The 25,826-nt window shown below is 56.7% G+C and carries 20 protein-coding genes; 10 read left to right on the top strand and 10 right to left on the bottom strand.

Going from position 1 to position 25,826, the window contains the following annotated elements; translation table 11 throughout:
* The first annotated feature begins 180 nt into the window (after positions 1-180).
* Together rapA and rluA are read left to right on the top strand one after the other, a co-directional pair.
* Positions 181-3,087: an RNA polymerase-associated protein RapA gene (gene rapA / locus BEI65_RS09440; protein WP_099063101.1), complete on the top strand. Its 2,907-nt coding sequence runs from the start codon at positions 181-183 to the stop codon at positions 3,085-3,087.
* Between the two features lie 57 nt (positions 3,088-3,144).
* Positions 3,145-3,795, top strand: coding sequence for a bifunctional tRNA pseudouridine(32) synthase/23S rRNA pseudouridine(746) synthase RluA (gene rluA / locus BEI65_RS09445; RefSeq protein ID WP_099063102.1), 651 nt, complete (start codon positions 3,145-3,147; stop codon positions 3,793-3,795).
* Between the two features lie 60 nt (positions 3,796-3,855).
* Here rluA and djlA read toward each other — a convergent pair whose 3' ends face one another.
* Positions 3,856-4,677: a co-chaperone DjlA gene (gene djlA / locus BEI65_RS09450; RefSeq protein WP_085120201.1), complete on the bottom strand. Its 822-nt coding sequence runs from the start codon at positions 4,675-4,677 to the stop codon at positions 3,856-3,858.
* Between the two features lie 228 nt (positions 4,678-4,905).
* On the opposite strand from djlA, the gene lptD reads away from it, so the two are divergent.
* The 6 genes from lptD (at position 4,906) to apaH (ending at position 11,667) form a co-directional block, all read left to right on the top strand.
* Entirely contained in the window at positions 4,906-7,269 is a 2,364-nt protein-coding gene (gene lptD / locus BEI65_RS09455) for an LPS assembly protein LptD (protein ID WP_099063103.1), read from the top strand.
* Between the two features lie 65 nt (positions 7,270-7,334).
* A complete protein-coding gene (gene surA / locus BEI65_RS09460) occupies positions 7,335-8,633 on the top strand; it encodes a peptidylprolyl isomerase SurA (protein ID WP_099063104.1) in 1,299 nt (432 codons plus the stop codon).
* A complete protein-coding gene (pdxA, locus tag BEI65_RS09465; RefSeq protein WP_099063105.1) occupies positions 8,620-9,612 on the top strand; it encodes a 4-hydroxythreonine-4-phosphate dehydrogenase PdxA in 993 nt (330 codons plus the stop codon). The genes surA and pdxA overlap by 14 nt, the downstream gene beginning before the upstream one ends.
* Entirely contained in the window at positions 9,605-10,423 is an 819-nt protein-coding gene (gene rsmA / locus BEI65_RS09470; protein ID WP_085120197.1) for a 16S rRNA (adenine(1518)-N(6)/adenine(1519)-N(6))-dimethyltransferase RsmA, read from the top strand. Before pdxA ends, rsmA begins: the two co-directional genes overlap by 8 nt.
* A 12-nt stretch (positions 10,424-10,435) precedes the next feature.
* On the top strand, positions 10,436-10,813 hold the full coding sequence (apaG, locus tag BEI65_RS09475) for a Co2+/Mg2+ efflux protein ApaG (RefSeq protein WP_012005174.1): 378 nt from the start codon (positions 10,436-10,438) through the stop codon (positions 10,811-10,813).
* A 2-nt stretch (positions 10,814-10,815) separates the two neighbouring features.
* Positions 10,816-11,667 (top strand): bis(5'-nucleosyl)-tetraphosphatase (symmetrical) ApaH, encoded by an 852-nt coding sequence (gene apaH, locus BEI65_RS09480; RefSeq protein ID WP_099063106.1) that lies wholly within the window; start codon positions 10,816-10,818, stop codon positions 11,665-11,667.
* Positions 11,668-11,706: 39 nt separating this feature from the next.
* Here the strand turns inward: apaH and BEI65_RS09485 are convergent, their stop codons facing one another.
* The 4 genes from BEI65_RS09485 to BEI65_RS09500 all read right to left on the bottom strand — a co-directional run bounded on the left by BEI65_RS09485 (position 11,707) and on the right by BEI65_RS09500 (position 15,675).
* A complete protein-coding gene (locus tag BEI65_RS09485) occupies positions 11,707-13,596 on the bottom strand; it encodes a PhoX family phosphatase (RefSeq protein ID WP_099063107.1) in 1,890 nt (629 codons plus the stop codon).
* A 193-nt stretch (positions 13,597-13,789) separates the two neighbouring features.
* Positions 13,790-14,272 (bottom strand): type 3 dihydrofolate reductase, encoded by a 483-nt coding sequence (gene folA, locus BEI65_RS09490; protein ID WP_099063108.1) that lies wholly within the window; start codon positions 14,270-14,272, stop codon positions 13,790-13,792.
* Between the two features lie 141 nt (positions 14,273-14,413).
* On the bottom strand, positions 14,414-14,878 hold the full coding sequence (locus tag BEI65_RS09495) for a threonine/serine exporter (protein ID WP_165366336.1): 465 nt from the start codon (positions 14,876-14,878) through the stop codon (positions 14,414-14,416).
* Positions 14,875-15,675: a threonine/serine exporter ThrE family protein gene (locus BEI65_RS09500; RefSeq protein ID WP_099063110.1), complete on the bottom strand. Its 801-nt coding sequence runs from the start codon at positions 15,673-15,675 to the stop codon at positions 14,875-14,877. Before BEI65_RS09500 ends, BEI65_RS09495 begins: the two co-directional genes overlap by 4 nt.
* 129 nt (positions 15,676-15,804) lie before the next feature.
* On the opposite strand from BEI65_RS09500, the gene BEI65_RS09505 reads away from it, so the two are divergent.
* Positions 15,805-16,419, top strand: coding sequence for a LysE family translocator (locus BEI65_RS09505; RefSeq protein ID WP_099063111.1), 615 nt, complete (start codon positions 15,805-15,807; stop codon positions 16,417-16,419).
* 43 nt (positions 16,420-16,462) lie between these two features.
* Here the strand turns inward: BEI65_RS09505 and kefC are convergent, their stop codons facing one another.
* From kefC to dapB, 5 genes are all read right to left on the bottom strand, one after another.
* Positions 16,463-18,316, bottom strand: a complete 1,854-nt coding sequence (gene kefC, locus BEI65_RS09510) for a glutathione-regulated potassium-efflux system protein KefC (protein ID WP_099063112.1) — start codon at positions 18,314-18,316, stop codon at positions 16,463-16,465.
* Complete coding sequence (kefF, locus tag BEI65_RS09515; protein ID WP_099063113.1) at positions 18,309-18,866, bottom strand: glutathione-regulated potassium-efflux system oxidoreductase KefF; 558 nt, start codon at positions 18,864-18,866, stop codon at positions 18,309-18,311. Before kefF ends, kefC begins: the two co-directional genes overlap by 8 nt.
* A 180-nt stretch (positions 18,867-19,046) precedes the next feature.
* Positions 19,047-22,271 (bottom strand): carbamoyl-phosphate synthase large subunit, encoded by a 3,225-nt coding sequence (gene carB, locus BEI65_RS09520; RefSeq protein ID WP_099063114.1) that lies wholly within the window; start codon positions 22,269-22,271, stop codon positions 19,047-19,049.
* 15 nt (positions 22,272-22,286) lie between these two features.
* Positions 22,287-23,435 (bottom strand): glutamine-hydrolyzing carbamoyl-phosphate synthase small subunit, encoded by a 1,149-nt coding sequence (gene carA / locus BEI65_RS09525; protein ID WP_099063244.1) that lies wholly within the window; start codon positions 23,433-23,435, stop codon positions 22,287-22,289.
* Positions 23,436-23,904: 469 nt separating this feature from the next.
* Complete coding sequence (dapB, locus tag BEI65_RS09530; protein ID WP_099063115.1) at positions 23,905-24,726, bottom strand: 4-hydroxy-tetrahydrodipicolinate reductase; 822 nt, start codon at positions 24,724-24,726, stop codon at positions 23,905-23,907.
* Positions 24,727-25,047: 321 nt separating this feature from the next.
* Here dapB and BEI65_RS09535 point away from each other — a divergent pair, with 321 nt between their 5' ends.
* Complete coding sequence (locus BEI65_RS09535) at positions 25,048-25,779, top strand: FadR/GntR family transcriptional regulator (protein WP_099063116.1); 732 nt, start codon at positions 25,048-25,050, stop codon at positions 25,777-25,779.
* Positions 25,780-25,826: the final 47 nt, after the last annotated feature.

The raw sequence follows: 25,826 nt of genomic DNA on the forward strand, positions 1-25,826 counted from the left end.
CATAGCGCCCTTCCCAAATTCTGGACCACACTCCACCCATGCCATCGATGATGTATGCATGGGATGAATAGCTATTGCCCGCCATATTAAAATAAATCGGGATTAGCAGACGTTTGATACGGGTGCCGCGGCCTTCTCGCCCGGTAACAAGACTTACTTAAAGAATCGAGCCGACAATATATGCCTTTTACACTTGGTCAACGCTGGATCAGCGACACGGAAAGCGAATTAGGACTGGGTACCGTCGTGGCGCTGGATACGCGCATGATTACCCTGCTTTTCCCCGCAACCGGCGAAAACCGCCTCTATGCCAGAAATGACTCGCCAATCACCCGCGTGATGTTCAACCCGGGCGACACCATCAGCAACCACGAAGGCTGGGAGCTGCAGGTGGAAGAGGTCAAAGAGGATAACGGCCTGCTGACCTATATCGGCACCCGCCTGGATACCCAGGAGAGCGGTGTGGCAATGCGCGAAGTGCTGCTGGACAGCAAGCTGACCTTCAGCAAGCCGCAGGACCGTCTGTTTGCCGGCCAGATCGACCGTATGGACCGCTTCGCCCTGCGCTTCCGTGCGCGTAAATACCAGAGCGAGCAGTATCGTCTGCCGTTTGCCGGCCTGCGCGGCATGCGCGCCAGCCTGATCCCGCACCAGTTGCATATCGCCTATGAAGTCGGTCAGCGTCACGCACCGCGCGTGCTGTTGGCGGATGAAGTCGGCCTGGGTAAAACCATCGAAGCCGGGATGATCATTCACCAGCAATTGCTGGCAGGCCGCGCCGAGCGCGTACTGATCGTGGTGCCGGAAACCCTGCAGCACCAGTGGCTGGTCGAAATGATGCGCCGCTTCAACCTGTATTTCTCACTGTTCGACGACAGCCGTTACTCAGAGGCCAAACTCGACAGCAGCAACCCGTTTGAAACCGAACAACTGGTGATCTGCTCGCTGGACTTCGTGCGCCGCAACAAGCAGCGTCTGGAAGAGCTGGCCGACGCCCAGTGGGACCTGCTGGTGGTCGATGAAGCTCACCACCTGGCCTGGAGCGAAGACGCGCCAAGTCGCGAGTATCAGGTGATTGAGCAACTGGCTGAGCACATTCCCGGCGTGTTGCTGCTGACCGCAACCCCGGAACAGCTTGGCCAGCAGAGCCACTTCGCCCGTCTGCGTCTGCTGGATCCGAACCGTTTCCACGACTATCACGACTTTGTCGCCGAACAGCAGAAATATCGCCCGGTGGCCGACGCCGTCACCCTGCTGCTGAGCGGCGAACGTCTGACCGATGACAAGCTGAACCTGTTGGGTGAACTGATTGACGAGCAGGACATCGAACCGCTGCTGAAAGCGGCCAACAGCGACAGCGACAACAGTGAGCAGGCGCGTCAGGAACTGGTCACCATGCTGATGGACCGCCACGGCACCAGCCGCGTGCTGTTCCGTAACACCCGTAACGGCGTCAAAGGCTTCCCACACCGTAACCTGCACCAGATCAAGCTGCCGCTGCCGAGCCAGTATCAGACCGCGATTAAAGTGTCCGGCATCATGGGCGCGAAGAAAACCGTCGATGCCCGCGCGCGCGACATGCTGTACCCGGAGCAAATTTATCAGGAGTTCGAGGGCGAAAACGCCACCTGGTGGAACTTCGATCCACGCGTTGAGTGGCTGCTGAATTACCTGGTGGCCAACCGTCACGAGAAAGTACTGGTGATCTGCGCCCACGCCGCCACCGCGCTGCAACTGGAGCAGGTGCTGCGTGAACGTGAAGCGATCCGCGCTGCCGTATTCCACGAAGGCTTGTCAATTATCGAACGCGACCGTGCCGCCGCCTACTTCGCCTCAGAAGAAGACGGCGCTCAGGTGTTGCTGTGCTCGGAAATCGGTTCTGAAGGCCGTAACTTCCAGTTCGCCAGCCACCTGGTGATGTTCGATCTGCCGTTCAACCCGGATCTGCTGGAACAGCGTATCGGCCGTCTGGACCGTATCGGCCAGATGCATGACATTCAAATCATGGTGCCTTACCTGGAAAACACCGCTCAGGCGGTACTGGGCCGTTGGTTCCACGAAGGGCTGGATGCCTTCGAGCATACCTGCCCGACCGGCCGCACCATTTATGACAGCGGCTACGAGCAACTGATCGGTTTCCTGGCGTCGCCGACCGAGCAGGAAGGGCTGGATGAATTCATTCATGCCTGCCGTCAGCAGCACGACCACCTGAAAGTGCAACTGGAGCAGGGCCGTGACCGCCTGCTGGAAATGCACTCCAACGGCGGTGAGAAAGCGCAAGCACTGGCAGAAGCCATCGCCAATCAGGACAACGACGTCAATCTGGTGGGCTTTGCGCTTAACCTGTTCGATATCGTCGGTATCAACCAGGACGATCGCAGCGACAACCTGATTGTCCTTACGCCGTCCGACCATATGCTGGTGCCGGACTTCCCGGGCCTGCCGCAGGACGGCTGCACCGTCACCTTCGATCGCGAACAGGCCCTGTCGCGTGAAGATGCGCAGTTCGTCAGTTGGGAGCACCCGATTATCCGCAACGGTCTGGATCTGATCCTGTCCGGCGATACCGGCAGCTGTGCGGTCTCCCTGTTGAAAAACAAGGCGCTGCCGGTCGGTACCCTGCTGGTCGAACTGGTGTACGTGGTTGAGGCACAGGCGCCGAAGCACCTGCAACTGACCCGCTTCCTGCCCCCGACACCAATCCGCATGCTGATGGACCGCAAAGGCACCAATCTGGCGGCACAGGTTGAATTCGAAAGCTTCAACCGCCAGTTGAACGCGGTTAATCGCCACACCTCCAGCAAGCTGGTCAACGCGGTGCAGCAGGATGTGCATGCCATGCTGCAACAGGCGGAAAGCCTGGTTGAAGAGCAGGCCCGTGCGCTGATTGAACTGGCTAAACAGGAAGCGGATGACAAGCTGAGCACCGAATTGGCGCGTCTGGAAGCCCTGAAGGCAGTCAACCCGAACATCCGTGATGACGAAGTCGAAACGCTGGAGTTCAACCGCAAGCAGGTGCTGGTTAACCTGAATGAAGCGGGATGGCGTCTGGATGCGATCCGTCTGGTGGTCGTGACTCACCAGTAATTTGTGCGACGGGGAACTGCGGTTCCCCGTACCGTCACTTTCAGCGGAGTCAACAAGATGGAACCTTACAATCCCCCGCAGGGCCCGATGCATATTCTGTATCAGGATGAGCACATTATCGTGGTCAACAAACCGAGCGGCCTGCTGTCGGTACCTGGCCGTGCGCCGGAAAACAAAGACAGCCTGATGACACGCATTCAGGCGGACTTTCCGGCGGCAGAATCGGTACATCGCCTGGATATGGCAACCAGCGGCGTGATTGTAGTGGCGCTGAACAAGCCTGCCGAGCGCGAGCTTAAGCGCCAGTTCCGCGAGCGTGAGCCGAAGAAGTCTTATATCGCCCGCGTATGGGGCCATCTGGAGCAGGACGAAGGTTTGGTAGATTTGCCACTGATTTGTGACTGGCCGAACCGGCCGTTGCAGAAAGTGTGTTTCGAGACCGGCAAAGCGGCGCAAACCGAATATCTGGTGCTGTCACGCGATGCCGATGGCAGCACGCGGGTAAAACTCATGCCGATTACCGGCCGCTCACATCAGTTACGCGTGCATATGCTGGCGTTGGGCCACCCGATCCTCGGCGACGGTTTCTATGCCCCTCCAGAAGCCAAAGCCATGGCGCCCAGATTACAGCTGCATGCACAGGAACTGCGAATTACCCACCCGGCATTCCAGACGCCAATGCACTTTCGCGTCGAACCGGATTTCTGAGTGGCATTATAAAGACGGGCCCAGCATGCTGGGCCCCTGTCAGGCATTCAGAGCCCGCTATTATTTGAAACCTTTCTCACGCTTGATCAGGTCGTACGCTGCCTGAATTTCCTGCGCTTTCTGCTTGGCCATTTCCATCATTTGCGGCGGCAAACCTTTCGCCACCAGCTTATCCGGATGGTGCTCGCTCATCAGCTTGCGATAAGCACGCTTGATGGTGGTGGCATCGTCGCTGCTGCTGACACCCAGCACTTTGCAGGCATCCTCCAGCGTAGGCCCACGTTGCGCCTGCTGGTAGCCGCCGTGCGAATAACCGCCCTGCTGACCACCGCCAAACTGACGCCCGCCTTCCATCATGCTGAGGAACTGATCGAACTGCGCACGCGAAATGCCAAGCTCTTCAGCAATCACATACAGCACCTGACGCTCGTTCGGGTGCAGCGAGCCATCGGCAAATGCCGCCTGGATTTGAATTTCCAGAAACATCCGAATCAGGTCAAAACGGCCGAAACAAATGCTGCGGAACTGCTGCAGCGTTTCTCTCAGCGGAAACTGGCTCTGTTTACCTTCACGAAAAGCCTGCTGCGCTGCCGTACGGGCTTCCCCGTGCAGTTGCAAACGATCCATAAACAGGCTGGCGATCTGAATATCCGCCTCGGTAACGCGTCCTTTTGATTTGGTCAGGTGACCCATCACCTGAAAAGTGGTGCGGAAAAACAGCGTTTGCCGCGTTTGCTGGCCGGCGAAAAAGCCCCGGCTGCGCTTATTGCTGCGCGCAGTGTCGATCATATGACCGACAATCAGCCCCAAAACTACACCCCAGAATCCCGCGCCAGCCCAAATGGCCACGATGACCCCGAGCAGTTTTCCCCAATACTGCATATACTCCTCAATTATCATGCCGAAAGCCGACTGCTCCCTCCCGTCTTAGGTGAGGGTTAAGGCGATTTTTCTCAGGATTTGGATTATCATACCTGTCATTTATCTTTGCGCCTATCGACGACGCAAGTAAACGGCCGGATTTAACACTAGCGCAACGCAGATGAGTAATATAGTCTCTGACCGTTTGCCGGACATGACGCCTCTGATGACGGAACACCAAAACCGCGTATGAAAAAAAGTTTCCCAACACTGCTGGCCACACTGATTTGGACGGCACTCTACAGCCAGCATGCCCTGGCTGATCTGGCCGAGCAATGTATGCTTGGCGTTCCTGTTTATGACAAACCGCTGGTCAGTGGCGACCCCAACAGCCTGCCTGTCACTATCAACGCTGATGACTCTCGCACGGATTATCCGAAAAGCGCGCTGTTCACCGGTAACGTAAATATTGAACAAGGCAACAGCACTCTGACCGCCAAGCAGGTGGAACTGACCCAGACGCAAAATCCGGGGCAGACCGATCCGGTGCGCACCGTGACCGCTACCGGTGATGTGCACTACAGCGACAATCAGATCAAGCTGAAAGGTCCGAAGGCTTGGTCAAACCTGAACAACAAAGATACCGACGTCTATGAGGGTGACTACCAAATGGTAGGCCGTCAGGGGCGTGGCGACGCCGACAAGATGAAGATGCGCGGCGCCAACCGTTACACCATTCTGGAAAACGGCACCTTTACCTCCTGTTTGCCGGGTGACGACAGCTGGAGCGTGGTCGGTTCCGAAGTGATCCACGACCGTGAAGAACAGGTAGCGGAAATCTGGAACGCCCGCTTTAAGATTGGCGGTGTGCCGGTGTTTTACAGCCCGTACCTGCAATTGCCGGTCGGTGATAAACGTCGCTCCGGTTTCCTGATCCCGAATGCAAAATATGGCAGCAGCAATGGCTTTGAATTTATGCTGCCGTATTACTGGAACATTGCGCCGAACTTCGACGCCACCATCACGCCGCACTACATGTCCCGACGCGGCCTGCAGTTGCAGAACGAATTCCGCTATCTGGTGCAGCCTGGCCTGGGTCTGATGGAATTCGACTGGTTGCCGGACGACAAGGAATACAGCAAGAATAACCCTGACGACAGCAAACGCTGGTTATTCTACTGGAACCACAATGGCGTGATGGACCAGGTGTGGCGCTTCAACGTCGACTACACCAAGGTCAGTGATTCCAAATACTTTACCGATCTGGACTCAACCTACGGTTCCACCACCGACGGTTATGCCACGCAGAAATTCAGCCTCGGCTATGCCATTGATAACTGGGACGCCACCTTAAGTTCCAAACAGTTCCAGATCTACGACGATACCGATCGCAGCCGGTCAGACTCGTACAAAGTTCAGCCACAGCTGGACCTGAACTACTATAAAGACGATCTCGGCCCGTTTGATTTCCGCATCTACGGCCAGGCGGCCAAGTTTATCAGCGTCAACCCTTACAGTCCGGACGCCACTCGTCTGCATATGGAACCGACGCTGAGCCTGCCGCTGACCAACGGCTGGGGCAGTCTGAACACCGAAGCCAAACTGCTGGCGACCCACTATCAGCAGGATATTCCTGACGGTTTCGCCGCCAACTACAAGACCCGTACCGGCAACAACGCGCCAGGTCTTGAAGACTCGGTTAACCGCGTCTTGCCGCAGTTCAAGGTCGACGGCAAAATGGTGTTCGATCGCCCAATGGATTGGTCGGAAGGCTATACCCAGACCCTTGAGCCGCGCATGCAGTACCTGTATGTGCCGTATCGCGATCAGAGCAATATCTACACCTACGACACCACACTGCTGCAAACCGACTACTCCGGCCTGTTCCGTGACCGTACCTACAGCGGCCTGGATCGCATCGCTTCACAGAACCGCGTGTCTACCGGTTTGACCACGCGAATTTATGATGACGCGCTGGTTGAACGTTTTAATGCTTCCGTGGGTCAAATCTACTACTTCAGCCGTTCACGTACCGGTGACCAAACCACAGGTTACGATAACAATGATGACACCGGCAGCCTGGCCTGGGCCGGCGACACCTATTGGAAGATCGACGATCGTTGGGGCCTGCGCGGCGGCCTGCAGTATGATACGCGCCTGAATAGCGTCTCGCTGGGCAACGGCGTACTGGAATACCGTCAGGATTCTGAACGTGTATTGCAGTTGAACTACCGTTACGCCACGCCGGAGTATATTGAGACGGCACTGAACACCACGCAGGTTCCGGCCTATCAGGACGGTATTTCGCAGGTGGGTGTCACCGGCAGTTGGCCAATCGCCGATCGTTGGGCCGTCGTAGGTGCTTATTACTACGACACCCGTGCCAAACAGTCCGCCGATCAGTTGCTCGGCGTGAAGTACAACACGTGCTGCTGGGCAGTGACCTTGGGCTATGAGCGTAAGATCACCGACTGGAATGGCAGCAACAATACCAGTGTTTATGACAACAAAGTTTCGTTCAACGTCGAACTGCGTGGCCTGAGCAGCGATCACAGTCTGGGCTCCGCGGAAATGCTGCGTTCCGGCATTCTGCCTTACCAGCGTGCATTTTGATGCTTTGTAACACTTTGAAAACGAGAACTTTAACCCGCATTTGCGGATTACATAATGGGAAATGTATGAAGAACTGGAGAACGCTTATTCTCGGATTGGTGGTTTGTGCCAATACCGCGTTCGCAGCACCCCAAGAAGTGGATAAAGTCGCCGCCGTCGTGGATAACGGCGTGGTCCTTGAGAGCGACGTAAACACCCTGTTGCAGTCGGTGAAGCTCAATGCGCAGCAGGCCGGCCAACAATTGCCGGATGACAAAACGCTTCGTCACCAGATCCTTGAACGTCTGATTATGGATAACATCCAGCTGCAGATGGCCAAGAAAATGGGCATCAACGTTTCTGACGCCGATCTGGACAAAGCCATCGGCAACATCGCCGCACAGAACAAAATGAGCATCGATCAGATGCGCAGCCGTCTGGCGTATGAAGGCCTGAACTACAACACCTATCGTTCGCAGATCCGCAAGGAAATGCTGATTACGGAAGTGCGTAACAATGAAGTGCGCCGCCGCGTCACTATCCTGCCTCAGGAAGTTGACTCCCTGGCCACTCAGGTCGGCGCTCAGAACGGTAGCGATACCGAAATGAACATCAGCCACATCCTGATCCCACTGCCGGAAAACCCGTCGCAGGCACAGGTGGACGACGCGGAAGCCCTGGCTAAAAAACTGATGGGCGAAATCAACGGCGGTGCCGACTTCGGCAAGCTGGCGATCTCCTACTCTGCTGACTCCCAGGCGCTGAAAGGCGGCAACATGGGCTGGGGCAAGCTGCAGGAAATCCCTACCCTGTTCGCCGAAAGACTGGTTAACGCCAAAAAAGGCGACGTGGTTGGGCCGATCCGTTCCGGCGTAGGCTTCCACATCCTGAAAGTGAATGACATCCGTGGCTCCAGCCAGTCGGTGTCCGTTACCGAGGTTCATGCTCGTCACATTCTGCTGAAACCTTCTGTGGTGCTGACCGACGATCAAGCACGCGCCAAGCTGCAAGCGGTAGCCGAAGAAATCAAGAGCGGCCGCGCCAAGTTTGCTGACGAAGCCAAACAGCTTTCTCAGGATCCGGGTTCTGCACTGCAGGGCGGCGATCTGGGCTGGGCTTCTCCAGACATCTACGATCCGGCCTTCCGCGACGCGTTGATGAAGCTGAGCAAAGGCGAAGTCAGCCAACCGGTGCATTCTTCCTTCGGCTGGCACCTGATTCAGTTGCTGGATACGCGTCAGGTCGACAAAACCGATGCAGCGCAGAAAGATCGCGCTTACCGCATGCTGTTCAACCGCAAGTTTGCTGAAGAAGCGCAAACCTGGATGCAGGAACAACGTGCTCAGGCTTACGTGAAGATCCTTGACGGTAATGCACAACAATAATCGCATCGTAATCACCCCCGGCGAGCCTGCCGGGGTTGGGCCGGATTTAGTGGCAGCGCTGGCGCAACAGGATTGGCCTGTTGAACTGGTGGTGTGCGCGGATCCGGCCTTGTTGCTTGAACGCGCCCGACAGTTAAACCTGCCGTTGCAACTGCGCACCTATCAGCCACAGCAGCCTGCTCAGCCACAGCGCGCCGGTACGCTGACGGTGTTGCCGGTCGCTACTGCTCATCCGGTGGTGGCAGGCGAGTTGAACGTGGGCAACAGCGCCTACGTGGTGGAAACTCTGGCGCGCGCCTGTGACGGCTGTCTGAACGGTGAATTCGCCGCGCTGATCACCGGCCCGGTGAACAAGGCGGTGATCAACGACGCCGGCGTGCCGTTCATTGGCCATACCGAATTCTTTGCCGATCGCAGCGGTTGCGATCGCGTGGTGATGATGTTGGCGACTGAAGAGCTGCGCGTGGCGCTGGCGACCACCCACCTGCCTTTACTGGCGGTGCCTGGCGCTATCACCCAGCAAAGCCTGCATGAAGTCATCCGCATTCTCGACCATGACCTGAAAACCAAATTTGGCCTCGCTCAACCGCAGATCTATGTCTGTGGCCTGAACCCGCATGCCGGGGAAGGTGGCCATATGGGGCATGAAGAGATAGATACCATCATCCCGGCGCTCGACGCGCTGCGTGCTGAAGGTATTCATCTGATCGGCCCACTGCCGGCGGACACCCTGTTCCAGCCCAAGTATCTGCAACATGCCGATGCGGTGCTGGCGATGTATCACGATCAGGGTCTACCGGTGCTAAAATACCAAGGGTTCGGCCGGGCGGTAAATATTACCCTCGGTTTGCCTTTTATCCGTACCTCGGTCGACCACGGTACCGCTTTGGAACTGGCCGGCACCGGCACCGCCGATGCAGGCAGTTTTAAAACGGCCTTGAATCTCGCCATTAAAATGATAATTAATTGTAATGAATAATAAAGTCCACCAAGGGCACTTTGCCCGCAAACGCTTTGGACAGAACTTTTTAACCGATCAGTTTGTCATCGATAGCATTGTCTCCGCCATTCACCCGATGCCGGGCGAAGCGGTAGTTGAAATCGGCCCCGGCCTGGGCGCACTGACCGAGCCGGTCGGCGCACGTATGGATCGCATGACGGTGATTGAGCTGGACCGCGATTTGGCGGCCCGCCTGGCGAACCACCCGCAGCTGAAAGACAAACTGACCATTCACCAGCAAGATGCCATGACGGTGAACTTTGCCGAAATGGCCGAGCAGGCTGGCCAACCGCTGCGCGTGTTTGGTAACCTGCCGTATAACATTTCGACGCCGCTGATGTTCCACCTTTTCAGCTATACTCAGGCCATTCGCGACATGCACTTTATGTTGCAGAAAGAAGTGGTTAACCGCCTGGTTGCCGGCCCGAACAGCAAGGCCTACGGGCGTTTGACCGTGATGGCGCAGTACTACTGCAACGTAATCCCGGTGCTGGAAGTGCCACCGACCTCCTTCACCCCGGCGCCGAAAGTGGATTCCGCCGTGGTGCGTCTGGTGCCACACCTGGTGAACCCGAACCCGGTGGGCGACGTGCGCATGCTGAGCCGTATTACCACTCAGGCGTTCAACCAACGCCGGAAGACCGTCCGTAACAGCCTGGGCGACCTGTTCACCCCGGAGCAACTGACGGAGTTGGGTATCGATCCGATACTGAGAGCAGAGAATATTTCTGTGGCGCAATACTGTAAGCTGGCCAACTGGCTTTCAGCCAATCCCACGCCGCAGCAATAAGGAGTAGTGGTCATGATTGATTCACCCCGCGTATGTATTCAGGTACAAAGTGTCTATGTGGAATCACAGTCGATACCTGAGGAAGAACGTTACGTCTTCGCTTATACCATCACCATCCGCAACCTGGGGCGTTTCAATGTGCAACTGCTGGGCCGTTACTGGCTGATCACCAACAGTAATGGCCGTCAGACTGAAGTTCAGGGCGAAGGTGTCGTCGGCGAACAGCCACTCATCCCGCCCGGCGGCGAATTCCAATATACCAGCGGTGCGATCCTTGAAACGCCGCTGGGTACCATGGAAGGCCATTACGAAATGGTTGATCATCAGGGTCAGCCATTCCAGACCGCTATTCCGGTGTTCCGCTTAGCTATTCCAACGCTGATCCACTAATTATGTCGACATACCTTATCGGCGACGTTCATGGCTGTTTCGATGAACTGAAATCGCTATTGGCCCAGGTGGCTTTCGATCCTCAGCATGACCAGCTGTGGCTGACCGGCGATCTGGTCGCCCGCGGCCCCGGCTCGCTGGACGTCTTGCGCTACGTACGTTCATTGGGTCCGGCGGTACGTATGGTGCTGGGCAACCACGACCTGCATCTGCTGGCGGTCTACGCCGGTATCAGCCGCAACAAGCCCAAAGACCGCATCACCCCGCTGCTGGAGGCCCCGGACGCCGATGAATTGATCAACTGGCTGCGCCGCCAACCGGTACTGCAGGTAGATGAACAACTTAAACTGGTGATGGCACATGCCGGCATTACGCCGCAGTGGGATATTGAAACCGCACAGCTCTGCGCCCGCGAAGTGGAAGCGGTACTGAGCAGCGACAGCTACCCGCTGTTCCTCGACGCCATGTACGGCGATATGCCGAACAACTGGAGTCCGGAACTGAGTGGCCTGGCACGCCTGCGTTTCAGCACCAATGCCCTGACGCGCATGCGTTACTGCTTCCCGAACGGCCAGCTCGACATGATTTGCAAAGATGCACCAGGCACCGCGCCTGCGCCGCTGAAACCCTGGTTTGAATTGCCACGATTGGTCGATGCCGATTACACCATTATCTTTGGTCATTGGGCATCACTGGAAGGCAAAGGCACACCGGCAGGCATTATTGGCCTCGATACCGGCTGTTGCTGGGGAGGCGATCTGACCATGTTGCGCTGGGAAGACCAGCAGTACTTTACCCAACCGGCCCACCGCCGCGATCTGCTGGATGGCGTGCACCAACAGGTCGCGTCATAATCAAGTCGGGGCGGTCAACGCCGCCCCACTGTTTTCGTCTTAAGCGCCAATCACCCCACCGTCTTCACGCGTAATCATCAATACTGACGAGCGTGGACGTGGACTGTTGTTCGGAAAATGAGAATCGCCCTCTTCGCCCGGGTGCTGGACGTTGACGAACATGGTCTTGTAATCCGGGGTGAACGTAATACCGGTCAGTTCACAGGATTTTGGCCCGACCATAAAGCGGCGGATCTCCCCGCTCTGCGGATCGCCCACCAGCATCTGGTTGTTCCCCTGTCCTTCATAGTCGCCCTTGTTACTGTATTTGCCGTCGGTGAGGATCCACAGGCGACCGGCCTTATCAAAGCCCAAGCCGTCAGGGCTGTTAAAAGTATTGTCAGCCGTGATATTTGGCGTGCCGCGATTGACCCCTTCCGGGTGCGCAATCGGGTTGCCGCACAGGGCATAAATATCCCAGGAGAATGACGCTGCCGTCGCATCACCGCCCTCATCCCAACGAATAATCTGGCCATAGACATTGTTCGGGCGTGGGTTCGCCGCGTTCAATGGCATGCCTTCTTCGCCACGTTTGCTGTTGTTGGTCAATGTGCAGTAGGCGCGGCCATCATGCGGGTTGACCGCGATCCATTCCGGACGGTCCATCTTGGTGGCACCCACCTGTGCCGCGGCCTTGCGAGCGAAGATCAGCACCTCAGCCTCATCACGGAAGCCGTTTTCCGGCGTCAGGCCATTTTTACCGAACTCCAGCGCAATCCAGCGCCCGGTCCCTTTCAGTGGCGTACCGGCGGCATCACCGTCAAACTGCGCCACGTACAGCGTGCCTTCGTCCAGCAGGCTGCGATTGTTGGCCGGATTAGCCACGTCCACCACGCCTTTGGAAACGTACTTGTAGATGTGCTCACCGCGCTCATCGTCACCCATGTAAACCACCAGGCGACCGTCCTTGGCGACGGTCACGGCGGCATTTTCATGTTTGAAGCGGCCCAGTGCCGTATGTTTGATTGGCGTCGAGGTTGGATTCATCGGGTCGATTTCGACGATCCAGCCGTGACGGTTGAACTCATTCGGGTTCTTCGCCACGTCAAAACGTTCGTCGTAATCCGGCCAGTTGCGTTCCGGCTCGCTGACTTTCAGCGTGTAGCGCTTTTGATCCGCCGTGGTCTTATAGTCGGCCTGATGGGTGCCGAAATAGGTATCGTAATTCTCTTCGCAGGTCAGGTAAGTGCCCCAGGGGGTTTTACCGTTAGCGCAGTTTCCGAAGGTGCCCAGAACCTTGCGGCCAGTAGGATCGGCCGCAGTTTGCAGCAATGCATGACCGGCAGCCGGGCCGCTGAACTGCATCTCGGTGTTGGCCGTAATGCGGCGGTTATAGCGCGACGGGCGCTCCACTTCCCAGCGCTGGCTGTCACCGGTGCGGCGTACCGCCACGATGGAAACCCCGTGCGCGGCCTGAGATTTACGCACGTCTTCCAGACTGGTGGCTTTGCTGCCACCGTGGGCAAACAGATACTGCTCGTTAACGTATTCATTGTTGATGGCCATCACGCCGTGATTGTCATCAATCGGGAAGAAGCTCATGCCATCGTTGTTGTCACCGAACTGCTTTTCCTGATCGGCGGCGCTATTGTTGCCCTGTGGGTCAAAAGCGGCAGCCCCCTCCACCAGCGGCTCCCCCCAGGAAATCAACACCTCGGCGCGGTAGCCTGGCGCAATCACCACCTCATCGGCGGTTGAGGCCGCAATGCCTTTGAAACCCAGCAGCTTGTTCGGCGGTAAGTCTTCGGCCAGCGCCTGGGCGGAAACGGTCCAGATGCCACCGCCGAGGAAGCCGGCCAGGCCAACGGCACCGGCGCTGCCCAGCAGCAGTTTACGACGGGTGGGATCGGTCAGGCGGTCGGCGTCTAATTGCTCAATTTTGCTCGTCATTGCTTTGCTTCCTTTTTAAATGGCGCCGCGATCGAGATTCACCAGAGTTGCCGGGCGCTCAGAGTTGGGCTTCATACTAATCAGGAAGTGTGACGAAAATGTTACAATCAAAAGTCGGCGGAAATTTTGCCGCAGAAACGACAAAGGACGCAATCTCTTGCGCCCTCAGGAAGGTCGGACTCACACCCGGCAATCAGCGGTGTTCTAAAATCTCGAAGCAATAGCTGTGAGAATTCAGTTCGTCAGCATCGTGGAACTCACTGAACGAGGTTTCCCATTCGTCCGGCTCATAGTCCGGGAAGTGAGCATCGCCACCGACTTCGGCATCGATATGCGTCAGGTACATGCGGTTGGCGCGAGCCAGGAACTGGCTGTAAATACGCCCGCCACCTATCACCATCACTTCTTCCACATCACCGGCAGCGGCCAGCGCTTCGTCAATCGACGTGGCCCAGGTCACCCCGGTATCCGTGCCGGGACGGCTGCTTAAAACGATGTTATGACGGCCCGGTAATGGGCGACCAATGGATTCGAAAGTTTTACGGCCCATAATAACCGGTTTATTCAGCGTGTTACGTTTAAACCACGCTAAGTCCGCCGGCAGGTGCCACGGCATGGCGTTTTCCATGCCAATAACGCGATCCGCCGCCAAGGCAGCGATCAGGCTGATAATCATTGTTAAACCCTGTGTAGGCAGCAAAATTGCTCACACTATACGTAAAGCCCCAACTGCCGTCGATAGGCTAATCAAGCAATATGAATATATAAGATAGCTCTTATTAGAATATCTAATACCCGTTTTTCCACCCCTTGATTCTCAGACGCCGGGGCGTTTACGGTACAGCCACAGCCCGGGCAGTGACAGCCCAATCGATAACGCACCAACGATAAAACAGGCCTTGAGGAAATTGCTCATCAGGGTGGCCATCAGCGCCTCGCTGTACCCCAAATGCGAGATTTCCACCACCGAGATCATCGCGGTATAGGCCGAGATACCCGGGAACATCGGGATCACCGCCGCCACGGTAAACACCTTCGGGTGCGCCAGCAGCCAGCGCGACCAGTAAATGCCGATCATGCCGATCAAAATCGCCGCCAAGAACGTGGCCCATTCGATGTTCATGCCTGCGTGCATCATCAGCATCCGCGAACCATGACCCACCGCCCCCAACAGTGCACAATAACGCAGTGCGCGCACCGGTACGTTGAAGACCATGGCGAAGCCCAGCGCCGGTACCGCCGCCAGCAGCATGTCCTGCAGCAAAGCCCAAAGCAGGTTCATGACCACCCCCGCAGATCCCACAACGACATCGCCATCACCACGCCAATGCAGGTGGCCAGCGTCAGCAAACTGGCCATCGCCCAGCGCGCCAGCCCGGTATTGATATGGCCTTTGAACATGTCGGCCACCGCGTTAATCAGCGGAAACCCCGGCACCAGCAACAGTACGCTGGCGGCCATCGCCACCGTAGAGGTTTGGCTGAACACCGGCAGCCGCAGCAACAGGCCGGAAACCGAGGTGGCGACAAATGCCGTCAGGCAAAAGTTGATCAGTGGATTCATGTGGCGGGCGGTCAGCATTTGGCGCACCGACATGGCCAGGCCGCTGGCGATAAAGGTCACGGCAAAGGCTTTCTGATCGCCGCCGTTCAGCATGCTGAAGCAACCGCAGGACAGCGCTACCATTAGCACCACCAACCAACGCGGATAGCGCAGCGGACGAATTTTCTCGAAGCGCCGGGCCACATCATGCGCATCCGCCAGCCGGTGCTCCGCCAAAATAACGATGTGCTGCACCTCGGTCACCATCTGCATATTGATGCCGCGATCGACGTTCTTGCGCGTGGTGGTCAGGCATTCACCGTTACTGAGGGTGGTCAGCACCACCGCATTGGCCGAGATCGAACTTTCCACGCTGTCCATGCCCAACGCCAGCCCCAGCCGGGTGGATAATTGCTCCACCACCATGCTTTCGGCGCCGTGCTGTAACAACAGCAAAGCACATTGAATGCACAGACGGGTGATTTCACGCTGTTGCCGCTGCGGTGGCGGTAGGTCGGTGGTTGTCAGTTGCTGCATAGGGCCCCGGGGTTTGTTCAGACTGAGGATCCATCATAGGGTTAAACATTACCTCATTTGGTTGATGCGCATCAGGGGAAGCGGCGTTATTATCAGCGCAATTAGGCCTTTTGTGCAGAGAGTCAAATCATGCTTGAAACTTCGCTGTTCGTTGCTGGTATTGCCGCCCTGGGGATGCTGTCGCCCGGCCCGGATTTTTTTCTGGTGATCAAGAATGCTGCCCGCTACCCGCGCCTGGCCGCCATGATGACCGCCTTCGGTGTGATCTGCGGCGTCGCGACCCATATGTCTTACTGCGTGGCCGGACTGGCAGTGGTGATCACCACCACACCATGGCTGTTCAACGTGCTGAAGTACGCCGGGGCGGTCTATCTGATCTGGGTAGGTATTCAGGCATTGCTGTCACGCAGTGGCAGCAAGATGAACGTCAGCAATCTGCCGCAGCAACAGGTGAGTCTGAAGAGTGCCTTTGTGCAGGGCTATCTGTGTAATCTGCTCAACCCGAAAGCCACACTGTTCTTCCTGGCGGTGTTTACTCAGGTATTGCAGATCAACTCCGGGCTGGGTGAAAAACTGTGGTATGCGGGGATTATCCTTGGCCTGTCCGCCCTGTGGTGGCCGGTGCTGGTGTTCCTGATCCAAAGCGGACCGGTGCGTCGCGGGCTGGAGAAAACCCAGAAGGTAGTGGATAAATTGCTGGGCGGCATGCTGATTGCCCTGGGTATCAAGGTAGCGCTGAGCTAACCCATCTCTTGTGGGGCGCAGCCTGACGCTGCGCCCACCGGGTTTACCCCTTGGCTTCTACCACCTCATCCTCCGGTGCTTTGCCATCGATACTACCGCGCCAGCCACTCTGCTGTACCCTCGCCAACCGATTCTGATCCTGCTCGATAGCCGCACTGAGCATCTCTTTGGCCCGTTGCAGACCGGCAAGACGGAATTCGGTATCCTGATAATTCTCCAGCGTTTCCTCGAGCATTTTCAGGTTGTAGCGTCGGAAGGTATCCGCTTTTTCACGTGCCTCGTAAGCATCCAGCCCCAACAGTTCCAGCGTTTCGCGGCCAATGCGCAATGAGCTTTCAAAGGTTTCACGCTCCGGGCTTTCCACCCCTAACTGACGCAACTGATACCAGTGGTCAACATCGCGTGCGCGCGCCACCACCTTCAGGTGTGGGAAGTGCCGCTTGGCCAACTCGGTCAATTGTAAATTGGCCTCCACGTCGTCGATGGCGTTAATCAGCACCTTGGCGTACTCGGCACCCGCGGCCTCCAGCAGATCGGCGCGCGTGGCATCACCATAAAACACCTTAGTGTCGAACTTGCGCAGCGTTTCAATATGATCCGGGTCGTGATCCAACACCACGGTATGCACGCCGTTAGCCAGCAGCAAACGGCCGGCAATCTGACCAAAACGCCCAAACCCGGCAATGATTACGCTGGCGTTTTCATCATCAATTTCATCCGCCGGACGCTCGTCCTTCGGCGCGTTTTTCTCAATGCGAGCCGCTACCACCAACAGCAACGGCGTCACCGCCATTGATAAGGCTACCGCCAGCGTCAGCGATTTAGCCCATTCCGGCGGCAACACCCCGGCCAACTGTGCGGCCCCGAAAATCACGAAGGCAAACTCACTGCCCTGCCCTAACAAAATGGCAAACATGCCGCGCTGACGCTTCGGTACGCCAAGCCAGGGCCCAATCACCCACAGCAGCGCCGCCTTGATCAACATAAAGCCCAACAGCAGCGAGGCAATCAACAACGGATGGTGGAACAGGGTGCCGAAGTCGATCGACATGCCAACACCGATAAAGAACAGCCCGAGCAGCAGGCCCTTGAACGGCTGAATATCGCTTTCCAACGCATGACGGTATTCGGAACTCGCCAGCATCACCCCGGCAAGGAAGGCCCCCATCGCCATCGACAGCCCGGCCATTTCCAGCAGAATGCCAAAACCAAATACCAGAAACAGCGCCACGGCACTAAAGACTTCGCGCATGCCGGAGCGGGCGACAAAGTGCAGCAACGGCCGGGTCACATAACGACCGAGCAGTACCACCACCACCAGCGCACCCACCACCTTGGCCGCCGACAGGGCAAAGGTCGCCAGGGTAGTGACGGCACCGCTGCTGGCCAGCAAGGGGATCATCGCCACCAGCGGGATCGCCGCGATATCCTGGAACAGCAATGCAGCAAATGCGCTACGGCCAATCGGCGACGGCGTCAGGTTACGTTCACTCATCGCCTGCATGGCAATGGCGGTGGAGGATAGAGCCAGCGTCAGGCCGATCAGCAGCGCCACCTTCCAGTCCAGCCCGAGGAAATAGCAAAAGGCACTCAGCGCCAGCCCGCAAGCCGCCATCTGGATAATGCCGCCGCCAAATACCGAGGCGCGCAACGTCCACAGTCGTTTCGGATCCAGCTCCAGGCCGATGATAAACAGCATCAGCACCACGCCGATCTCGGCAAAGGTGAGGATCGACTCCGCGTCAGAGACCAGTTTCAGCCCCCAGGGGCCAATAATACAGCCGGCGATCAGGTAGCCCAGTACCGAGCCCAGCCCCAATCGCACCGCTATCGGCACGAACAACGCGGCCGATCCCAGATAGATCAGCCCCTCAATCATCATATGGTGATTATCCATGCTCGACTCCCTGATCCGCCGGTTCACTGTGTTCCATCAGATACGCCACCAGCCGCTGGCGGTAGGCCTCTCCGGCGGCAATCAGCGCCGGTTCATTGCAGGTAAAGGTATTGTGCACGGCAAAGTAGGGCTGCCAGTTCATACCGCAATACAGCGCCGTGGCCTGCAGCGGCTGCCCCAGTGCGGCAAAATTGGGGTAATCGCCCAGTTCGAAATGGTGCTCATCCCCCCCACTGGTCACCGCCCACAGGACATCTTTACCTACCAACGCCTCGCCTTCATGGCCATAGGCCCAACCGTGCTCCAGCACTTTGTCGATCCACAGTTTCAGCAACGGCGGTTGGCTATACCACTGCATCGGATGCTGCAACACCACCAGATCGGCACGCTCCAGCGCTTGCTGCTCGGCGTTGATATCAATATTGAAATCGGGATACAGCTCGTACAGCGAACGGACTTCCACCTCGGGAAGGTCCTTCACCGCCTGTAGCAGCCGATGGTTGGCATGAGAATGCCGGGGATAAGGATGGGCGTAAATTATCAGGATCATGGTTGTCGTCGTTCCTTCGTTCCTTGCCAATATATCAAGCATATACCAATCACACAGAGTGACAGTTTGCTGAATGATTGATAGCGGAAATTTTTAACGCGAGACAACAAATTGGCTGATGGAGATAAAAAAAGGGCACTGCATTCAACTGCAGCGCCCTGATGTTACGGCATAGAGAGATTACTTACCGATGCGGGCGTGCATCTCCTGCACCGAGGTCACCTGTTCGGTCGGATCGGCCTTCAGCGCCATCGCGGTGGCAAAGCCGCCGTTCAGGGTGGTGTCGTAATGCACCTTGTACTGCAGCGCACTGCGGCGAATCAACTTGGAATCCTCAATCGCCTGGCGGCCAGCCGTGGTGTTAACGATGTAGGTGTACTCGCCATTCTTGATACGGTCCTGAATGTGCGGACGACCTTCATGCACCTTGTTGACCAGGCGTGGGTTAATCCCTGCCTCGCCCAGCACCACGGCGGTACCGTGGGTGGCATCCAGCTCAAAGCCCTGTTTCAGCAGGCTTGCCGCCAGATCCACCACACGGGCTTTATCGCCTTCACGCACCGACAGCAGCGCACGACCCTGTTTCTTCATGCCTGACTGGCTGCCGAGCATCGCCTTGGAGAAGGCTTCCGCGAAGGTGCGGCCTACGCCCATCACTTCCCCGGTAGAGCGCATTTCCGGCCCTAAAATCGGGTCGACACCTGGGAACTTGTTAAACGGCAGCACCACTTCTTTCACCGAGTAGTAAGGCGGAATAACTTCTTCCGTTACGCCCTGCTCGGCCAGCGTTTTGCCCGCCATCACGCGTGCCGCTACCTTGGCCAACTGGACGCCGGTCGCCTTGGAGACGAAAGGTACGGTACGCGCAGCACGTGGGTTGACTTCAATCAGGTAGACTTCGTTGTTCTTCACCGCAAACTGCACGTTCATCAGGCCGCGAACCTGCAGCTCGAACGCCAGTTTCTCAACCTGCTGGCGCATCACATCCTGAATTTCCTTGCTCAGGGTGTAGGCCGGCAGTGAGCAAGCGGAGTCACCGGAGTGCACGCCCGCCTGTTCGATGTGTTCCATGATGCCGCCAATCAGCACCCGCTCGCCGTCGCAAATGGCATCGACGTCGACTTCTACCGCATCATCCAGGAAGCGATCCAGCAGCACTGGCGCGTCGTTGGAAACGCTGACTGCATTCTGGAAGTAACGGCGCAGGTCGATATCGTCATAAACGATTTCCATCGCGCGGCCGCCCAGCACGTAGGAAGGACGTACCACCAGTGGGTAGCCGAGGCCGGCCGCTTTCTCTACGGCCTGTTCGATGGTGGAAACGGTGGCGTTGGCCGGCTGTTTCAGGCCCAGACGGTGCACCGCCTGTTGGAAACGCTCACGGTCTTCGGCGCGGTCAATCGCATCAGGGCTGGTGCCGATGATCGGCACGCCCGCGGCTTCCAGCTCACGCGCCAGCTTCAGCGGGGTCTGACCGCCGTACTGGACGATCACGCCTTTCGGCTTCTCGATACGCACGATTTCCAGCACGTCTTCCAGCGTCACCGGCTCGAAGTACAGACGGTCGGAAGTGTCGTAGTCGGTAGACACGGTTTCCGGGTTACAGTTGACCATAATGGTTTCGTAACCGTCTTCGCGCAGCGCCAGCGAGGCGTGTACGCAGCAGTAGTCGAACTCAATGCCCTGGCCGATACGGTTCGGACCGCCGCCCAGCACCATGATTTTCGGACGGTCATTGGTCGGATTGGACTCGCACTCTTCTTCATAAGTGGAGTACATATAAGCGGTGTCGGTGGCGAATTCTGCCGCGCAGGTATCCACACGCTTATAAACCGGGTGCAGACCATAACCGTGGCGCAGTTTGCGGATTTCGCTCTCTGCAACGCCGGCCAGGATAGCCAGGCGCGCATCGGCGAAGCCTTTACGCTTCAGGGTACGCAGGAATTCCGACGTCAAACCGTTGATGCCGGTTTCGGCAACCTGCTCTTCCAGGCGCACCAGCTCTTCAATTTGCACCAGGAACCAGCGGTCCACATTGGTCAGATTGAAGACACCGTCAACCGACAGACCGGCACGGAAGGCGTCAGCGATGTACCAGATGCGGTCAGAACCGGCATCTTTCAGCTCACGACGGATTTTGGTCAGCGCTTCCGGGTCGTCCAGGCTCACTTTCGGGTCAAAGCCGGTAGCACCCACTTCCAGGCCACGCAGCGCTTTCTGCAGTGACTCTTGCTGAGTGCGGCCAATCGCCATCACTTCGCCGACGGATTTCATTTGGGTGGTCAGACGGTCGTTGGCACCGGCAAATTTCTCGAAGTTGAAGCGAGGAATTTTGGTCACGACGTAGTCGATGGACGGTTCGAACGAGGCTGGCGTGCGGCCACCGGTGATGTCGTTCATCAGTTCGTCGAGGGTGTAACCCACCGCCAGCTTGGCGGCAATTTTGGCAATCGGGAAGCCGGTGGCTTTCGACGCCAGCGCCGAAGAGCGGGATACACGCGGGTTCATTTCGATGACGATCAGACGGCCGGTTTTCGGGTTAACCGAGAACTGCACGTTGGAGCCACCGGTTTCCACGCCGATTTCACGCAGCACCGCCATCGAGGCGTTACGCATGATTTGGTATTCTTTGTCGGTCAGCGTCTGCGCCGGCGCTACGGTGATCGAGTCACCGGTATGGATACCCATGGCGTCGAAGTTTTCGATCGAGCAGACGATGATGCAATTATCATTCTTATCGCGCACCACCTCCATCTCGTACTCTTTCCAGCCGATCAGCGACTCGTCAATCAACAGCTCTTTGGTTGGTGACAAATCCAGGCCGCGTTCGCAGATCTCTTCGAACTCTTCGCGGTTATAGGCGATACCGCCGCCGCTGCCGCCCATGGTAAAGGAAGGACGGATGATGCACGGGAAGCCGACGTCAGCGGCAACCGCCAGCGCTTCTTCCATATTGTGCGCAATGCCGGAGCGTGCGGTGTCCAGACCGATTTTCTTCATCGCCACGTCGAAACGGCGACGGTCTTCAGCTTTATCGATCGCGTCAGCGGTAGCGCCAATCATGGTCACGCCAAACTCGGCCAGCACGCCCTGACGTTCCAGTTCCAGCGCACAGTTCAGTGCGGTCTGGCCGCCCATGGTCGGCAGCACGGCATCCGGACGCTCTTTTTCGATGATTTTGCGCACCACTTTCCAGTGAATCGGCTCGATGTAGGTCGCATCCGCCATTTCCGGGTCAGTCATGATGGTGGCCGGGTTGGAGTTCACCAAAATAACGCGGTAACCCTCTTCGCGCAGCGCTTTACACGCCTGAGCACCCGAGTAGTCGAACTCACACGCCTGGCCGATAACAATCGGGCCAGCGCCGAGGATCAGGATGCTTTTTATGTCTGTACGTTTTGGCATTTTTACTGCTCCTGATTATTTGGCGTTAGAACGGTAAGTCTCGATCAGTTCGATAAAGTGATCGAACAACGGCGCGGCATCGTGTGGGCCCGGGCTGGCTTCAGGGTGCCCCTGGAAGCTGAACGCAGCCTTGTCGGTGCGGTGAATGCCCTGCACCGTGTGGTCAAACAAGGATTTGTGCGTTACGCGCAGTTCTGCCGGCAGGTTGTTTTCATCCACGGCAAAACCGTGGTTCTGCGCGGTGATCATGACGCAGTCTTTATCCAGGTCTTTTACCGGGTGGTTACCGCCGTGGTGGCCGAGCTTCATCTTCACGGTTTTCGCGCCGCTGGCCAGTGCCAGCAACTGGTGGCCGAGGCAGATGCCAAATACCGGAATGTCGGTTTCCAGGAACTGTTTGATGGCGGTAATGGCGTAATCACAAGGCTCCGGGTCACCCGGGCCGTTGGACAGGAAAATGCCGTCCGGACTCATCTTCAATACTTCATCTGCCGGGGTCTGCGCCGGCACTACCGTCAGGCGGCAGCCGCGATCCACCAGCATGCGCAGGATGTTGCGCTTGGCGCCAAAGTCGTAGGCCACCACGTGGAACGGCAGCTCGGAGGCCGCTTTGGCTTCCGGCAGTTCGCCTTCAAGCGTCCAGCTACCTTGCTGCCAGCTGTAAGCTTCCTGAGTGGTCACTTCTTTCGCCAGGTCCATGCCTTTCAGGCCCGGGAAACCTTTGGCCTTCGCCAAGGCCAGGGCAGCATCCGGTGTGTCAGCGGCGATGATGCAGCCGTTCTGTGCACCCTTTTCACGCAGCAGACGGGTCAGCTTGCGGGTATCTATATCGGCAATCGCCACGATGTTGTGACGCTTCAGGTAGTCAGACAGGCCTTCTTCGTTGCGGTAGTTGCTGGCAATCAGTGGGAGGTCGCGAATGACGAGGCCTTGGGCGTGTACAGCGGAGGATTCTTCGTCAGCAGCATTGGTGCCGACATTGCCGATATGAGGATAAGTAAGAGTAACGATCTGGCGGGAGTAGGAAGGATCAGTGAGGATTTCTTGATAACCGGTCATCGACGTATTGAAGACCACTTCCCCCACTGCCGTACCCTCTGCCCCGATGGCCCGACCGTGGAATTGGGTTCCGTCTTCGAGAACCAATAGCGCTGACTTAATCAAAACACCCTCCAAGGAATAATCAATCACAATATTTGCATATTAATTCAGATATCGCGATCTAAATCAATGCAAAAACCGCCTTCAAGGTCAATTTTTGGCAAATTGGGCGCATTTTAATGATGAGAGCTCCGCTTGTCTACCCAAAGCGCCATTTTTTCTCTTATTTTTGCACTTCTCAACGTTTAATAGGGTTAGCAGCCACAAAAACACCGCTAAACTCGGGTTGGTAAACGGTTGCGGGGAGGAATGACAAAAAAGCGCAATGATAAAGGCAAAATCCCGGGCTAAAAACATCATTGCTTGAGATTAACGGCAAAAAAATCAAATTAAACACATAAAAACAAGCATTACACCATTAAATCAATGCATCACCATCATTTTAATCGTTAAAAAAAGGACAATAAAATTATTGTCCGTTAATCATAGTATTATGATCAATACAACCACATCACGATGGTATATAAATCAATTATAACTGGTCAAGATTGAGCACATCCCGCATATCAAACAGCCCTTTATCACGCTTATACAGCCATGATGCCGCGCGCACCGCTCCACTGGCGAAAGTCATGCGGCTGGAGGCTTTATGGGTAATCTCTACCCGCTCGCCGATGTCGGCAAACATGGCGGTGTGCTCCCCGACGATATCGCCGGCACGAATAGTGGCAAAGCCAATACTCTTCGGATCGCGCTCACCGGTATAACCTTCGCGCGCATACACCGCACACTCTTTAAGATCGCGTCCCAGTGCACCGGCAATCGCCTCGCCCATCGCCAACGCCGTGCCCGAAGGGGCATCCACTTTATGGCGGTGATGCGCTTCAATAATCTCGATATCGGTATAGTCGCCCATCACCTGAGCGGCTTTTTCCAACAGTTTCAGCACCAGATTGACGCCGACGCTGAAGTTGGCGGCGAAGACGATACCAATCTGCTGCCCGGCGGCACGGATGGCCTCTTTGCCGGCATCATCAAAGCCGGTAGTGCCAATCACCATGGCTTTTTTATGCTCGACGCAGAAAGCCAGGTAGCCCAGGGTGCTTTCCGGACGGGTGAAGTCGATCAGAATATCGAAATCGCCAACCACCTTTTCCAGACTGTCGCTAACGGTCACGCCCAGCGTGCCAACGCCCGCCAGTTCACCGGCATCGGTACCAATCAGGCTTGAGCCTGGCCGTGAAATCGCGGCTCCCAGCACCACACCCGGTGCCTGCTGTACCGCCTGGATCAATTGACGGCCCATACGGCCGCCGGAACCCGCAACCGCAATGCGGATTTGTGAATCAGTCATGCTTGCTCTCTTGTTGATTTGACGCCTATCCCATTAGGCTATCGGTTCAGGGTAACTGCCCCACCTTATCACCGCCAGAGGATTCATTTCATAATTAGAAAATTATGATATCCCACGCATTTCATCAGCAATGCTGTCAATGGGTTAACATTTAACCTAAAAAGTGTCGACGGTTTGATTTACATAATCATGCAGTTTTAACCGGCATAATCTGCATGAAAAACCGCTTATTCGCTTCACTAAAATCGGCATAGGTACCACCAACCTGTCGCTTAGCTTAGTATATGCAGTAACTGCCGCTTTATTGCCTGAGAGCCACGGATGAAAACCGCACCCACCACCCTATCGGAAACCCTGACGCAAGATCTGGCCCGCCGTATCATCAAGGGCGATCTGCCGCCCGGGCTGTCACTGCCGGGGGAAAATGAACTGGCGCTGCAATATGAGGTTTCACGCACCTCGGTGCGCAATGCCTTGCAAGTGCTGGCGGCAAAAGGGCTGATTTCCATCCAGGCGAAGAAACGCAGCACGGTCAATGCGCGCGAGCAATGGAGTTTTCTGGATACCGATGTTCTGGCCTGGCTGGCAGAAGGCAGCCTCGACCCGTTGTTGGTTGAGCAATTGATGGTCACTCGCCTTATCTTTGAGCCTAATATCGCCGCACTGGCGGCCGTTAACGCAACCGGACATGATTTGGCCGCACTTGAAGATGCCTGCAAACTGATGGCACAAGGGCAACAACAAGCCAGCCGCGAACTCTTCGAACAGGGCGATATGGCGTTCCACCTGGCCTTGTTGAGCGCCAGCCATAACCCCTTTTTGCATTCATTAGGCAGCGCACTTTCCGCCGCCATGGCCCTCTCTTTCCAGCAAACGCTGGAAGAGGACGTCCGTCTGGCCAAAAATGCCGTAGAAGAACATCAGCAACTGCTGGAGGCGATTCGCTTCAAGCAGGTGGAAAATGCGCGCCAGCGTATGCGGGTGATTCTGCTCAACGCGGCCAAAAAGAATAACTGGCATCAACAACCGGAAATGTTCGCCCATATCCTCTAAAAACCCTCCTTTGCTGTAATTTCGATCAATCTCACAGTTCCAGAGTG

The organism is Serratia sp. BW106, assembly GCF_002607755.1.
Lineage (GTDB): Bacteria > Pseudomonadota > Gammaproteobacteria > Enterobacterales > Enterobacteriaceae > Serratia > Serratia proteamaculans.